The sequence below is a fragment of the Anoxybacillus thermarum genome (genome assembly GCF_000836725.1).
In the GTDB taxonomy this organism is placed as follows: Bacteria; Bacillota; Bacilli; order Bacillales; family Anoxybacillaceae; genus Anoxybacillus; species Anoxybacillus thermarum.
The window spans coordinates 1-14,282 of the sequence record NZ_JXTH01000064.1 but is presented as its reverse complement, the minus strand read 5'-3'; the positions used below and the strand labels follow the sequence as shown (position 1 = coordinate 14,282).

Below are 14,282 nucleotides of genomic sequence, written 5' to 3'. Positions count from 1 at the left end.
CTCCAAAAGGGCCGCCAACAAGACAGCGAACACCTTTTGAAGAGTTCTGACTAATTGTTCCTCCAGCTCTTTTAATAAAGGCCATTCTGTGGTAAAATGTTTCATGGACTCTCTCCCTCCTGTTTTATTGATGTTGGTCATCACCATCATAGCAGGGAGAGAGTCCTTTTTGCATGACATTTGCTTTTTTCTACCGCGCTTCGCTTGGTGGCCCCGACGAGCGTCGCGAACAAAAGTTCGCAACCCTCGTCGGGGAATCATTCCTGAATGTCACCCACAAATATTTTACTCACACTTTCATTTGCTTCATTTGAGTAGTCTGCTAATAAAAGCGACGAAAGAAAGAGTGTACTTGTAATCGCAAAAGCGATAAATGCATATTCATGTGGGCTTGTAAATAAGCGATCAAGCCGGAGACGACTGACACCATTCATTGTTTCAACAAAAGATCCATGTGTAATTGGCAAGACGCTAATTAAAAACGCTGGAATAAGCAAACCGCTTATGCCAGAAATGTAAACGAGCACTTTTTCATATTTAGGAGCAACGTGCGAAAAGACGAGGAACGCACTACGTACAGTAAGCAAAAGTAAAATAATGCTTCCCGGTATAAGTAAAATGGTTCCAAGCATAAACGTTGCTCCAGGAAAGAAGCTGACGAGCGCCACGACGATGGCAACGATAAAGACGTTTGTCACTTCCCATGTCGGCGACAAATATCGGTTTGCGATTTTCGTTGCTTTCGTTTGTGGGCGATTGATATATACCATTGACCAAAACCCTGCTCCAAAGTCCATTGTCGCCATGACCGCGTAAATAAAAATAAATCCCCATAAAATTGAAATGGCAATTAATTCATCTGTCATCATCTTGCTCCTTTCTACATGTGCGTAGATAAATGTTGTTCAATCGGATGGCGGCGGAAATACGAGCGCAAGACGAGCACGACCGCGATGAGTAAAAATACGTAAATGGACGTAAACAAAAGAAAAAGCGTTCCTAAATTTGTTGATTGTGTTACAGCTTCTGCCGTTGTCATCATGCGATAAATGACCCAAGGCTGTCTCCCTGTGCAAGCAAAAATCCAGCCAAATTCAATGCCGAGAAGAGCGAGCGGTCCAGCAGTAACAACCGTCCACATAAACCAGTTCGGAAATATGTGTTGTTTTCTTATGCGATGCCAAACGAATCCGACAATCGAAAGAAGGAGAAGAAACATGCCAATTCCGACCATTGCATTAAAAAGTGTATGGACAAACAGCGGCGGCCACCATTCTTCTGGAAAATCATTTAACCCGACAACGACGGTATCGAAACGATTGCCTGCTAAAAAGCTAAGCAACCATGGAATTTCAATTCCCCATTTGACTGTTTGTGTTTCGCGATCTGTAAAACCGCCGATGACGAGCGGGGCGTGCGACTGTGTTTCAAACAATCCTTCAGCGGCAGCTAATTTTTCTGGTTGATATTCATGAAGAAGTTGAGCCGATTCGTGACCGTTTATGGCTGTTAGTAAAGAAAATACCCCGCCAACTGTTAAACCGAGCATGAGCGCTTTTTTATGAAAAAGTTGGATGCGTTCATGGTGTCTATTTTTCAACATGTGATATGCTGCGATTGAAGCGATCGTAAACGCACCTGTCATATACGCTGACAAAACGACGTGTGTTGCTGTGACGGCAAAGCTTGGATTAAAAAATGCTTCCCACGGATTGACGTCAACAATTTGCCCATTTTCGATACGAAAGCCTGTCGGTGTTCCTTCAAAAGCGTGAACGTTCGTAATTAAAATGGCAGAAGCGGCTGCTCCGATGGCAACAAGCGTCAAGCTGATGATGCGCATCGTTGGAGAAATGCGGTCAGCTGCGTATACGTAAATAGATAAAAATAAAGCTTCGACGAAAAACGCATAAATCTCGATTTGAAACGGCAACGCCATCACTTTACCGACCACTTCCATAAAGCCTGGCCATAAAAGTGAAAGTTGTACTCCTGCGATAGTACCAGACGGAATCGCTACGCCAAGCAAAATAGCGAGCGCTTTTGTCCAACGATTTGCCATAAGGGCATAGTCATTGTCTTTCGTTTTTTGATATAGTAGCTCCGCCAATAAAATCATGAGCGGAATACCGACTCCAAGCGTCGCAAAAATAATATGAAACGCCATCGTTGTGCCAAATAACGTTCTTGCTGTTAATACGTGATCCATACCGAAATGTTCATCCCTTTCCATACATTGTCGTTTCATAGTTTGATTTGAAAAGGGAAAAAATATGCAAAAAAATAAGCGACCGTAACGATCGCTTATTGTAATGCTTTTTTTAATGCGGATATATTGTCATTCATGATCGCAAAGTAATCTTTGTTGTTTGCGATATCATCATTTGTGCGCGCTTCTAAGTTGTGAAGAATGAGTACATCCGCTCCAATTTCATTTTTTACGACTTCAGCAATTTTTGATGTAACATTTTGTTCAAAAAAGATATACTGTATGTCGTGCTCTTTTGCTTTTTTTATTATAGAAGTAAGCTGTTTTTGTGACGGCTCATTTGTCGGTGATAGTCCAGTCACGCTTATTTGTTTTAAGCCGTATCGTTTCTCCCAATAGCCGTATGCCGCGTGAGAAACAAGAATATCTTTTCTTTTTGCCTCTTTCATCAATTGTTGAAATTGTTGATCGAGTTGTTCAAGCTGCTGTTTTAACGAAGTGAAGTTTTGTTCAAAATCGTCTTTCGCTTCAGGTTTAAGTTCTGTTAACGTTTGTTTAATCGTTTCGGCCATTTGAATGGAATAAATCGGATCTAACCAGACGTGCGGATCGATATCTCCGTGAACATGTTCATCTTCATGAGCATGTTCGTCTTCATGAGCATGTTCATCTTCATGAGCATGTTCGTCTTCATGGGCATATTCTTCTTCATGATTATGATTGATCAGAAGCGCTTGTATATTTTCTGTTGCTTGTACGAACTTCACACGCTCATTTTTTAGCGTTTTGCTCATACGATCGACAAATCCTTCCATTCCTTCACCGATGTAAATGAGAGCGTGCGCATCAGCAATTTGTTGCATCGTTTTTGCTGTTGGTTCATATGTGTGTGCATCGACGCCAGGAGGGTATACACTTTCGACACGAACGTGCTCGCCACCAATTTTTTCGGTAAAGTCTTGAAGCGGGTACACCGTTGTATAAATGATAAGTTGACCGTCTGTTTCTTTGCTGGTTGATGGAGTTGCATTGTCCTTTTGATTGCAACCAAATAATGTGAGTGTGCTTGCAAGTATAATAGTTAACATCGCACGTAATTTCATATTTTTTCCTCCTCTCAAAAAAGAAGAATGTTTATGAAAACATCCTTTTTCTCCTAGTTTATTATATCGTAATCATTACGATTTGAAAACTATGATGCACTTGTAAATGGTGGAAGTGGATCAACAAAAGTAGACCAATCTTGTTTCATTTCTTCGTCTGTTAATAAACATGCATCAAGAGAAGAAACGATCATTTGTTCATCCATACCAATGCCGATCAATACGAGCTCTGTCATGCGATCGCCGTATGTATCGTCCCATTTTGCACGCAATTCATGTTCTTCTTGCAAAATTTGTTCCCTTTCATGTGGAGGATATGTTGCAATCCATTCCCCAGCCCCTTGAATCATAATGGACGGTCCAGCTTGTGAAAGCAGTCCGCACATATTGTTGCGGGAAGCAAGCCAGAAGAAGCCTTTAGCGCGAACGATTTCAACTGGCCATTGTTCGAGCCAACGCATAAGCCTTTCTGGATGAAATGGGCGACGGCGGCGATATACGAAAGAAGAAATTCCGTATTCCTCTGTTTCTGGTGTATGCTCTTCATTTAGTTCTTTGATCCATCCAGCTGATTGACTCGCTTTTTCGAAATCAAATAAACGAGTGTTTAAAATGTCATGAAGCGCCACTTTTCCGTATGTTGTCCGAATGATTTTTGCTTCTGGATTTAATTTACGAAGGAGTGCTTCTAGCTCGTCTGCATCTTCTTGAGAAATGCAGTCGATTTTATTTAAAATAAGCACGTTCGCAAATTCAATTTGATCAATTAGTAAATCGACAACTTCACGCGTATCTGTTTCATCGACCGCCTGTTTGCGATCTAATAACGTTTCACCGGACGAGAAATCATGCCAAAAACGATTGGCATCCACGACGGTAACCATCGTATCTAATCGACATATTGACGTTAAGTCAATGCCAAACTCCTCATCGATGTACGTAAACGTTTGAGCGACAGGAATCGGTTCGCTAATGCCGGATGATTCGATGACGATGTAATCAATGTCTCCAGCGTTAACAAGTTTTTCGACTTCTTTCATTAAATCTTCTCGTAACGTACAACAAATACAGCCGTTTTGAATTTGTACAAGCTTTTCTTCTGTGCGTGAAAATCCGCCTTGTTTAATGAGCTCAGCATCGATATTCACCTCGCTCATGTCGTTGACGATAACAGCAATTTTTAATCCTTCACGATTGTTTAAAATATGATTAAGCAATGTCGTTTTTCCAGAACCTAAATATCCGCTTAATACGGTTACAGGAACTTTCATATAGGTTTCTCCTTTCTCAAAACGTAATTATTACGATTTACAAAGTCTATCATATCGAAAAAAAAGAGAAAGAACAACTATTTTTGCTCTTTCTCTGGGACAGGATCAAATCCACCAGGATGAAGAGGATGGCATTTTAAAATACGTTTAATCGTTAAATAGCCACCTTTCAGTGCACCGAAACGGCGAATGGCTTCTAATCCGTAATGTGAACAAGTCGGATAAAAGCGGCACGTCGGCGGTTTTAAAGGGGAAATGAACCGTTGGTAAAAACGAATAAGTAAAATGAGCATATGTTTCATATCATACACCTACCCCTATTTTTGCTTATTTTAACATAGTTGAATGAAGTCATTCCAACAAAAAAAGATGAAAAAAGTCGGACTTTTGTGTATGATAAAAACGTAACAATTGAAAAAGAGGTGAGAGGTATGCCTTCAGTAGAAAGTTTTGAGCTTGATCATTGTGCGGTCAAAGCACCGTACGTTCGCCATTGCGGCGTTCACAAAGTTGGCAGCGACGGTGTTGTGAATAAATTTGATATTCGTTTTTGTCAGCCTAACAAAGAAGCAATGCAGCCTGCAGCGATTCATACGCTCGAGCATTTGCTAGCGGTGCACATTCGTAAGCACGCCGAAAAATATGACCATTTTGATATCATTGATATTTCGCCAATGGGATGTCAAACAGGCTATTATCTAGTCGTTAGCGGCACGCCAACCGTTGAAGAAATTATTGACTTGCTAGAGGCAACGATGAGTGAGGCGCTAACAGTCACAAAAGTGCCAGCTGCAACAGAAAAAGAGTGTGGTCAAGCGAAGTTGCATGATTTAGAAGGAGCAAAGCGACTCATGCGCTACTGGCTATCGCAACCAAAAGAAGAATTGAAAAAAGTGTTTGGCTAAAAAACAAAGGTTCAGGCGTCACATGTCTGAACCTTTGTTTTCTTCAGTTGGCAACTCATCGATAGTATGTTTGTATTTGTATGCTTTTGAAATCGTTAAAACGCTTAAGATGAGCACGACAAATACGATGATGATGGAAATGATAAAAGTGAGAAACATATGCACCCCCCATATTCTATATTAATGTAAAAGCATATTATTTTCCAAAATTTTTTGTGTTTGTTACAATGAAGAAGGGGAAAGTTTATACTTGAGGAGGGAATGAAAATGAAGGAAAAATTAATTGGCATTGTAAACAAGCAAATTGCGAATTGGAACGTATTGTATATTAAACTGCACAACTACCATTGGTATGTGAAAGGTCCACAATTTTTTACGTTGCATACAAAATTTGAAGAACTATACAATGAAGCTGCGCTACATATTGATGAATTAGCAGAGCGTTTATTGGCGCTAGGTGGAAAGCCGTTAGCGACGATGAAAGAGTATTTAGCGGTAGCGTCTGTACATGAAGCAAAAGGAAATGAAACAGCTGAAGAAATGGTGGCAGAAATCGTGCGCGATTTTGAAACGATGATTGAAGAGTTGAAAGACGGTATGAACTACGCTGGGGAAATTAATGATGAAACGACTGGAGATATGCTTTTAGGCATTCATCAAAGTTTAGAAAAACATGTGTGGATGTTAAAATCGTTTCTTGGATAAGGCGGGATTCCCCGCCTTTTTCTTGTTCCATCACTTTAAAGGTAATAGGGGATTGTCCTATGCTTTTTTTGCATGAAAACAAATGGATCGACTCACACTAACCGTAATGAATGGAAAAGAGGTGGGGCGATGAAAAAAACGTATTATGTGTCGGTGGCACGCGGTGAAATTTCACAGGTAAAAACTGCTTCGCCGTGGGAATTTCGAATTGAAGCGACAGATGAAGAAATTATTCAATTACGAGAGTATTTTGATGAAATGTATTCATCCGATTGGCAATCGTTTTGGCGCGCACATGTGCCATATGTGCAATATCATTATGACCGTCCGAATGATGGGTATGATCATGCGATAAAAAAAGTGTACGAACTCATTTATGAGCTTGGAGATGAAGAAGCGAGACAACAAATTGAAACGATGGGAGTCATACAGTCATAAAAGCTGTCCGCCATTTGATTGTGTGGTACAATGAAGAAAACATGCAGTTGAGGGTAGACGGCGATGATTGTATTTCAAGATGACTACGGATACGACGTTCGACTTTCTTTTTCTGACCATCCTTTTTCACGACACCCGAAACATGTCCTTGTTATTTGTCGGTACAACGGTCGTTGGTTATTGACTAATCACGCTGTACGAGGCTGGGAATTCCCGGGGGGTAAAGTAGAAGAGGGAGAGACGGCGGAACAGGCAGCGGTTCGTGAAGTAAGGGAAGAAACAGGAGGAATTGTTCAAAAGATCATGTACATCGGGCAGTATGAAGTCAAACGTCCGAATGAAACGATTGTAAAAAATATTTATTTTGCTCATGTTGAATCTTTGGAACAAAGGGAGTCGTATTTCGAAACAAATGGTCCTGTGCTCATTGAGCATATGCCAGATGACATAGCGAAAGATGGACGATTTAGTTTTATTATGAAGGATGGCGTATGGACATATACGAAACAACAGTTAGAGCGGTGGGAAATGGTTTAAAGCCCCACCGCCTTTTCTTTTCATGTGGGGCTATGCACGTTTGATTAGCTTTTTTTCAAACCAACTGACAAGTTGATACATGATGCTTGAAAGTAACGCAATCATAAGCAAACTTAACAAAACGAGCGTAAAGTTAAACACTTGGAATCCGTAAATAATCATATAACCGAGACCTTGTTTCGAAACAAGAAATTCCCCGACAATGACACCGACCCAAGATAGACCGACGTTCACTTTTAACGTTGAAATCATTGTCGGAAAGGAAGCGGGTAAGATGGCTTCTGTGAACCATTGTCGTTTCGTTGCACCGAATGTTTGAAGCACTTTGATATAGTTGGCATCTACTTCTTTAAACGATGTGTAAACGACAATCGTCGTAATAATGATGGAAATGATTGCTCCCATCGCGACGATCGACGTCATATTCGGCCCGAGCGCTACAATGAGAATCGGTCCAAGTGCCACCTTTGGCATGGCATTTAAAATCACTAAATATGGATCAACAATTTTGGATACGCGTGGAAACCACCAAAGTAGCGCAGCGAAACAAATGCCTGCGATCGTGCCAACAATAAAACCGAGTACGGTTTCTGTTAATGTGATAGTTGTATGTGAAAACAATGTGTGATCGCGCACTTTCGTGATGAATAAATGCCAAATGGAAGACGGTGAGCTAAATAAAAGAGGATCAATCCAATGAAAACGGCTTGCGATTTCCCATAGGCTAAAGAAGGCAATGACAATGATCGTTTGAAAAAAACGAACGATTCGTTTTTCGCGTTTTTCATATGCTATATGTTGATCGTATATACGTTGCAACCATTCATGTTTGTTCAATGCTCTCTAACTCCTTCCAAATCATTTGAAAAATCGGTGAAAAATCTGGGTGTTGGCGGGCTTGAAACGGTGTACACGCTTTTAATGAATCGGGAACGGAAACAACTCGCTTAATTTTTCCTGGTTTTGCTGTAAATAAAACGATGCGATCGCTCATGGCAATTGCTTCACCGATGTCGTGCGTGACGAGAAGCGCTGTTTTCCGATATTGCTTTAACGTCTCCCATACGAGATCCTCTAGTTTAAGCTTTGTTTGGTAATCAAGTGCTGAAAACGGTTCATCCAACAATAAAATTTTCGGGTCGGTTGCCAAGGTGCGAACGAGTGCAGCGCGCTGACGCATCCCTCCTGATAATTCATAAGGATAGCGATCATCAACGTCGCGTAGACCAATTTGATGTAAAAGGGCGAGCGTTTGTTTTCTCGTTTTCTCGCTATATTTGCCTGTCAGTTTTAATCCGATTGTGACGTTTTGTTCAATTGTTTTCCACGGAAACAAATAATCGTGTTGTAGCATATACCCAATCGTTTGGCGCATCGTTTTTGCTTCTTTTCCTTCGATAAGCACACGTCCTTTCGTCGGCTCGATTAGTCCAGCGATAATGGAAAGAAGCGTCGTTTTTCCACAACCGCTTGGGCCGAGAAAGGAGAGAAATTCTCCCCTCTCGACAGTTAGCGATAGATGATTAAGCGCCAAGACAGCCGATTGGTTTGTGACGTAGGCATGCATCACTTGATCAATCGTTAAAATGGGCATGGTGTTCACCTCTTTTGTGCGTTTTCGGCAAACGATGTATTCACTAAAATCGAGTGATCAATGTACGATGGCAACTCATTTGCTTCTTTCATGATGTTTTGAAGATGGTTCCATTCTTCTTCATCTAAAATAGGGTCTGTTGCATAGGAGCCTTGTTTTTTATAGCGATCGACGACTTTTTCAATAAGAGCGATATCTGTATTTTCAAAGTACGGTTGAATGACTGTTGCGATTTCTTTTGCCTCGTGTGTTTGCACCCATTGTTGGGCTTTATAAAGAGCGCGTGTAAATTTTTCAATAACATCTTTATTTTTCTCAATAAAACTTTGTTTTGCCATAAACGTTGTGTACGGGAGATGGCCGGATTCCGTTCCAAAGGAAGCAACAATATATCCTTTTCCTTCTTGTTCAAAAATGCTAGCAGTCGGTTCAAATAGTTGGACGAAATCGCCTGTTCCGCTCGCAAATGCATTGGCGATATTAGCAAACTCAATGTTTTGAATGAGGTTTAAGTCTTTATGTGGATCAATTCCATGTTGTTTTAAAACGTACTCTCCGACCATTTGCGGCATGCCGCCTTTTCTTTGACCTAAAAATGTACTTTCTTTCAGTTGATCCCACGTGAAGTTAGCGATCGGTTCGCGCGAAACTAAAAATGTTCCGTCCGTTTGTGTTAATTGCGCAAAGTTGATGACAGGATCAATGGCTCCTTGACTATACACATAAATAGACGTTTCCGAACCGACGAGCGCGATATCCGCTCCGTTCGATAAAAGCGTCGTCATCGTTTTATCGCCGCCCCACGTCGTATTTAGTTCAATATGAAGCCCTTCTTCAGCAAAAAAACCTTTTTCAATTGCGACGTACTGAGGTGCATAAAAAATAGAACGAGTCACTTCCGCAACGCGTAACGTTTTTACATCATGAGATGAGCATGCTGAAAGCAAAAACATAAAAGCAACGAGCAAAAACCCCCATTTTCGCATTGTTTTCCCCTCTTTCGTTTCGTTTGCTTTATCGTATGCGCCTAATAAAAATGTGTGAATGACCTAAAAAGAAAACCGACGAGCACATTGCTCGACGGTTTAATTAATGGAGTGCAAAGCAATTAATTCATATGTAACGATCGTTGTTCTGTTTTCAAGGACGAGTTTTTTGACGACAGCTTGTCCTGTTGCTTCTCCGTGTTTTGTTCGTCTTACTTCTAACGGCACGTCAAGTGGATATAAGCGATAACCTTCTTTTTGTAATACAAATAAGTTGTGTTCCATTCGTTTTTCTTTTCCATTTGTGACGATCATCGTTTGTATCTCTAACGGCATCCCCATCTGTTTCACCCCAAATTGATTTGGTATGTTTACTTCCATTGAAACACATTTATCGCTATTGTACAACTGCATTCATATTGATACTAAATAATATAAATAAATAATATGATCAGGTAACAAATGTTGTTGACAGGACAAGAATATAAATGATACGATGGCAATAAGCTTTAAAGGGAAATGTTTGAATATTCATTTCTTTTTGAAGTGAAGTTTTTACGTATGAGGGGAGTTTTTTTTTACATGAAACAATTTCATTCATTCGGGTGGTACGCGGCTCGCATTGCCCCGTATTTGCCTGAGGAAGCGTTCCGTCCCGTTCCGTCTCGTCTGTTTGGTGGCCTTGCTTACATGCTCGTTTTAGTGAGCAGCATTGTAACGATTTCTTTATTTGACCTCCATTGGTTATGGAACGGATTGCTTTCAGTTGTTATTGGATTTTGTTTTGCTGGATTAGGGTTTTTAGGGCATGAAATTTTGCATGGGACGGTAGTCAAACGGGCGTGGCTTCGTGATTTATTAGGTGGCATCGCATTTTTACCGCTTTGCACAGGTCCGAAGTTATGGCGAAAGTGGCATAACGCGACACATCATGTGCATACACAACATGAGGAACTTGATCCCGATGCGTGGCCGACGATAAAACGTTTAGCTCAAAGTCGTTTCCTCCGTTGGATTTATCGCATTCCGTTTCCGATTCGTGCGGCTTTTTCGTTTTTGTCTTTAGCAGGGATGTTTACCATTCATTCGCTTCATATGCTTCTTCATTTTTGGAAGGAGTTTGAAAAAGGAAGTCGTCGCGCAGTATTTTGGCAGTTTGTATTGCCATGGTCGGTATGGGTTGGGTTATTGCTGATGATCGGAGTGGAAAAATGGCTCTTTGCGTTCGTTATTCCTTTGCTCATTGGAAATGCGATCGTTATGGGATATATTTCAACGAACCATCGTTTAAATCCGCTCGTTCCAGTTAACGATCCGCTAGCTAATAGCTTAACGGTCATCGTTCCAAAGTGGGTAGATGTGTTGCATTTCAACTTTTCACACCATACAGAACATCACTTATTCCCAGCGATGAGTTCAAAATATTACCCGCTCGTCAAACAATATATTAAACAACTATGGCCGGAACGATATCATGAAATGCCGATGACAAAAGCGTTAATTGCGTTATGGAAAACGCCACGGCTCTATTATGAACAAACAGAACTCATCGAGCCTCGCGAAGGATATGTATACGGAACGCTCGGAAACGGACTAAATATAGATAATCTTTCGTACAAAACGAAAGAAAATAGTGTAGTCAAACAAAAAATGGTGAAGCAAAAATAAAGCGCGGCCAATGAGCCGCGCTTTATTTTTTCCCTTGCAACATAAGGGGAAGTTCTAAATGATGTTCGTGTAAAAACGGTTCGTTCGTTAATACAGTTTCTGTTGGACCGTCATATGCGATCGTTCCGTTTGCGAGTACAATTGTTCGCTCGCAACATTCAAGTACAAAGTCGAGATCGTGCGTTGTTATGATTTTTGTATGTGATAACGATTGAACGAGATGAATGAGCGTTCGTCTTGCTCTCGGATCTAACGCTGCCGTCGGCTCGTCCATCAGCAATATTTTTGGTTCCATCGCAAGCACAGTTGCTAAGGTGACGAGCCGCTTTTCTCCTTCTGACAAACGATAAGGTGGGCGGTCTTTGACATGAATCGCACCGACAAGCGTTAAAGCGTTTATTACTCGTTGCTCCACTTCATTTTCGTTCATTCCTTTATTTCGAAGCGCAAACGCGACGTCATCGTAAACGGTTGGCATAAATAATTGATCATCTGCTTGTTGAAATGTAAAGCCAACGATGCGACGAATATGTCGTAACGTTTGTTTCGACATGTGCATATTATCGATGACGATATGTCCGCTTTGCGGCATATATAAACCGACGAGCAGTTTTAATAACGTTGATTTTCCTGCACCGTTTGCTCCAATGATGCCGATGCATTCTCCTTGTTGAACGGAAAAAGAAACCTCACGAATGGCTTCATGACTATCTGGGTATGTGTAACAAATATTCGATACGTTTATCATCATATGACCACCAAACGATAAACGATGAACAATATAACTGTGACGTACGTGTAAATTCTCTCTTTTGTTGTCCATCGTTCTATTTTTATATGCATACGTTGAATAGAAAACCCGCGCAATGTCATCGCTTCATACACGCGCTCGGCACGTTCAAATGTTCGCAGCAACAAATGTCCAACGAGCGATCCCCAAACGGATAATTGGATCGCGCGATGTTGTGATGCACGCAACATATACGCTTGACGAAGTCGTTTTGCTTCCTCTAAAAGTAAAAAAATATATCGATGTGTCAAAAGTAATTGTATAACGAGCAAACGAGGAATACGCAACGAAAGGAGCGCACCTGCAAGTTGCTCGATCGGTGTCGTCAAAAACAACACTGTTGCTGCAAGAACGGCAAGCGTGTTTTTTACAAGCAAAGTGGCAAACACGAGCCATCCTGCTTCTATACGCCAATGAAAAAACGATACGTGTTCATGAATGAAAAAGAGCTGTGAAGCCCCTATAACTGTAATAAATGGTAGAGAAGCGAGCAGTACGCGTTTGATATGGCGAATAGAAAGACGATAAAAAACGATCATTGTGATCGGATAAACCGATAATGGAACGAGTTCAATAAACGCATATGTGTGAAACGAAGCGACGACGAAAATGTATGTAAACGTTATAATGAGCATGCTTAACGGATGAACATCATGTCGTCGCTCTTTCATATTTGACACATGTACATCAATCACGTTTCTTTTCTCCATTTTTTCATCATGTATGGTACGAACAGTGCTATTGTAACGATAAATACACCGACGATGCCAGAAACGCTTGTCCCGATGTCTAACCACCCGATCGAAGCGCCTCCATTTTTCAAATTGTAATCAGGCAACAAAGCGAGCGATTGTTGGAGACGTTCTAGTGTGGTGTGGAGTGTTGTTGTTGCATGTAGTTCCTCCGTACCTGCAGTGCGAAAAATAGACCATTCTAATCCATCTGGTTTGGACGAAGCGATGGATGAAAAAATACCACCGATGAGAAGCGCAAGCAAACCGAGTGTCCCGATGAGACGATTTGTCGGTGTATTTGTTGTTGTTGAAAGTTCTGGCTTTGCTTTCATCACAAATGAGATGACAGCCGCTGTAGCTATTCCTTCTACAATACCAATCGCCAAATGAATCGGTTGCATAAATAAAGCGAACGTAGTAAATGGTAATTCGACTTTTTCGGATAACAACGTTTGAACGACAACGCTAAATGCTCCGAGTTGCAATCCAACGACGGCAGCGATGATGGAAGCAAACCAGATGTTTGTTCGGCGAATGAGTCGTCTGTAAAGTGGATATGCGATAAAACATGTGTAAAAGCCGAGATTGAACACGTTGCATCCGAATGCTAACAGTCCCCCATCTGCAAAAAAGAGTGCCTGAATAAATAAAACGACGGCTAACGTCAAAAACGCCGCATAAGGCCCTAGCAAAGCGGCAAGTAACAATCCGCCACCCAAATGTCCGCTCGACCCTGTACCAGGAATCGCAAAGTTAATCATTTGCGCTGCAAATACAAATGCTCCAAGCACCCCCATCAGCGGCAGTTTTTTTTCATCTGCTTCCATGTTTATTTTTTTTAATGAGTAGCTTGCTACACCCGCCGTAGCCCCCCACATCGCAATTCCTACTGCAGGTGAAATAAGTGCATCTGCCATATGCATAAAAATATCCCCCCTTACACCTTATTATAGGGGAGATATGTCATGGAAAGCTATTTCATTTTTTCTTTCAGTTTGCTTATTATATAATTTTTCGTCTTTTCGTCATAAACACCATTTTTATTTGAGTCAGTCAAGACTTTGTGGAGAACATTTTTTCGGTTCACTACGGGTGTTGTCAATCACTAGTTAGCGAACCATTTTCAGGAATTGATATCGTAAGCGCTTTTGGACTCTCATCCCTCATCTTGAAGTGATGATATTGTATTCCATTTTTTTACACCCAACCAAAATCCCGAAGCGCCGACAACGCTTGATGGATCGGCGTCCCGGATGACCGCTGCAGACACGGTAGATTCTGACGCACCACATCTGCCCACAACCGTCCTGCCTTCCGTTTGGCCTGTTCAACCCGCTTGGAC

Annotated in this window: 17 protein-coding genes and 2 pseudogenes; 5 read left to right on the top strand and 14 right to left on the bottom strand. The window is 41.3% G+C overall.

Translation table 11 applies throughout. The features are described from left to right. Positions 1-296 precede the first annotated feature (296 nt). From LH47_RS12410 to yidD, 5 genes and pseudogenes are all read right to left on the bottom strand, one after another. Positions 297-866, bottom strand: a pseudogene (locus LH47_RS12410) (cytochrome d ubiquinol oxidase subunit II); the annotation flags it as partial. Between the two features lie 14 nt (positions 867-880). Then, on the bottom strand, positions 881-2,209 hold the full coding sequence (locus LH47_RS12405; RefSeq protein WP_035063431.1) for a cytochrome ubiquinol oxidase subunit I: 1,329 nt from the start codon (positions 2,207-2,209) through the stop codon (positions 881-883). A 95-nt stretch (positions 2,210-2,304) separates the two neighbouring features. After that, on the bottom strand, positions 2,305-3,312 hold the full coding sequence (locus LH47_RS12400) for a metal ABC transporter substrate-binding protein (protein WP_043967969.1): 1,008 nt from the start codon (positions 3,310-3,312) through the stop codon (positions 2,305-2,307). An 89-nt stretch (positions 3,313-3,401) separates the two neighbouring features. Continuing rightward, positions 3,402-4,583 (bottom strand): GTP-binding protein, encoded by a 1,182-nt coding sequence (locus LH47_RS12395; RefSeq protein ID WP_043967967.1) that lies wholly within the window; start codon positions 4,581-4,583, stop codon positions 3,402-3,404. A gap of 77 nt (positions 4,584-4,660) precedes the next feature. Beyond that, positions 4,661-4,885 carry a membrane protein insertion efficiency factor YidD gene (yidD, locus tag LH47_RS12390; RefSeq protein ID WP_021095546.1) on the bottom strand — a complete coding sequence of 75 codons (225 nt, stop codon included), beginning with the start codon at positions 4,883-4,885 and terminating at the stop codon, positions 4,661-4,663. Between the two features lie 129 nt (positions 4,886-5,014). On the opposite strand from yidD, the gene LH47_RS12385 reads away from it, so the two are divergent. Further along, complete coding sequence (locus LH47_RS12385) at positions 5,015-5,488, top strand: S-ribosylhomocysteine lyase (protein WP_043967964.1); 474 nt, start codon at positions 5,015-5,017, stop codon at positions 5,486-5,488. A gap of 18 nt (positions 5,489-5,506) precedes the next feature. On the opposite strand, the gene ytzI is transcribed toward LH47_RS12385, so the two are convergent. Continuing rightward, the gene (gene ytzI / locus LH47_RS15455; protein ID WP_084221329.1) at positions 5,507-5,647 is read right to left on the bottom strand and encodes a YtzI protein; all 141 of its coding nucleotides are present in this window, start codon (positions 5,645-5,647) and stop codon (positions 5,507-5,509) included. 108 nt (positions 5,648-5,755) lie between these two features. Here ytzI and LH47_RS12380 point away from each other — a divergent pair, with 108 nt between their 5' ends. The 3 genes from LH47_RS12380 (at position 5,756) to ytkD (ending at position 7,168) form a co-directional block, all read left to right on the top strand. Next, positions 5,756-6,193, top strand: coding sequence for a Dps family protein (locus LH47_RS12380; protein WP_043967963.1), 438 nt, complete (start codon positions 5,756-5,758; stop codon positions 6,191-6,193). Between the two features lie 129 nt (positions 6,194-6,322). Further along, positions 6,323-6,631 (top strand): hypothetical protein, encoded by a 309-nt coding sequence (locus LH47_RS12375; RefSeq protein WP_021095550.1) that lies wholly within the window; start codon positions 6,323-6,325, stop codon positions 6,629-6,631. A 63-nt stretch (positions 6,632-6,694) separates the two neighbouring features. Beyond that, the gene (gene ytkD, locus LH47_RS12370; protein ID WP_043967961.1) at positions 6,695-7,168 is read left to right on the top strand and encodes an RNA deprotection pyrophosphohydrolase; all 474 of its coding nucleotides are present in this window, start codon (positions 6,695-6,697) and stop codon (positions 7,166-7,168) included. Between the two features lie 30 nt (positions 7,169-7,198). Here ytkD and LH47_RS12365 read toward each other — a convergent pair whose 3' ends face one another. The 4 genes from LH47_RS12365 to LH47_RS12350 form a co-directional block, all read right to left on the bottom strand. Continuing rightward, complete coding sequence (locus LH47_RS12365; RefSeq protein ID WP_043967960.1) at positions 7,199-8,005, bottom strand: ABC transporter permease; 807 nt, start codon at positions 8,003-8,005, stop codon at positions 7,199-7,201. Continuing rightward, positions 7,992-8,762, bottom strand: a complete 771-nt coding sequence (locus LH47_RS12360; protein ID WP_043967958.1) for an ABC transporter ATP-binding protein — start codon at positions 8,760-8,762, stop codon at positions 7,992-7,994. The genes LH47_RS12365 and LH47_RS12360 overlap by 14 nt, the downstream gene beginning before the upstream one ends. A 5-nt stretch (positions 8,763-8,767) precedes the next feature. Next, positions 8,768-9,748 carry an ABC transporter substrate-binding protein gene (locus LH47_RS12355; RefSeq protein ID WP_043967956.1) on the bottom strand — a complete coding sequence of 327 codons (981 nt, stop codon included), beginning with the start codon at positions 9,746-9,748 and terminating at the stop codon, positions 8,768-8,770. A 99-nt stretch (positions 9,749-9,847) separates the two neighbouring features. Continuing rightward, positions 9,848-10,090, bottom strand: a complete 243-nt coding sequence (locus LH47_RS12350) for a DUF2584 domain-containing protein (protein ID WP_043967955.1) — start codon at positions 10,088-10,090, stop codon at positions 9,848-9,850. 240 nt (positions 10,091-10,330) lie between these two features. On the opposite strand from LH47_RS12350, the gene LH47_RS12345 reads away from it, so the two are divergent. Further along, positions 10,331-11,416, top strand: coding sequence for a fatty acid desaturase family protein (locus tag LH47_RS12345; RefSeq protein WP_043967971.1), 1,086 nt, complete (start codon positions 10,331-10,333; stop codon positions 11,414-11,416). 22 nt (positions 11,417-11,438) lie between these two features. Here the strand turns inward: LH47_RS12345 and LH47_RS12340 are convergent, their stop codons facing one another. The 4 genes and pseudogenes from LH47_RS12340 to LH47_RS15450 form a co-directional block, all read right to left on the bottom strand. Beyond that, positions 11,439-12,167 carry an energy-coupling factor ABC transporter ATP-binding protein gene (locus LH47_RS12340; RefSeq protein WP_326939012.1) on the bottom strand — a complete coding sequence of 243 codons (729 nt, stop codon included), beginning with the start codon at positions 12,165-12,167 and terminating at the stop codon, positions 11,439-11,441. Further along, complete coding sequence (gene cbiQ, locus LH47_RS12335; RefSeq protein ID WP_235341141.1) at positions 12,164-12,901, bottom strand: cobalt ECF transporter T component CbiQ; 738 nt, start codon at positions 12,899-12,901, stop codon at positions 12,164-12,166. The genes LH47_RS12340 and cbiQ overlap by 4 nt, the downstream gene beginning before the upstream one ends. Continuing rightward, entirely contained in the window at positions 12,898-13,863 is a 966-nt protein-coding gene (locus tag LH47_RS12330; RefSeq protein ID WP_043967950.1) for an energy-coupling factor ABC transporter permease, read from the bottom strand. Before LH47_RS12330 ends, cbiQ begins: the two co-directional genes overlap by 4 nt. 274 nt (positions 13,864-14,137) lie before the next feature. Then, positions 14,138-14,282 (bottom strand): annotated as a pseudogene (locus LH47_RS15450) (UPF0236 family protein); the annotation flags it as partial.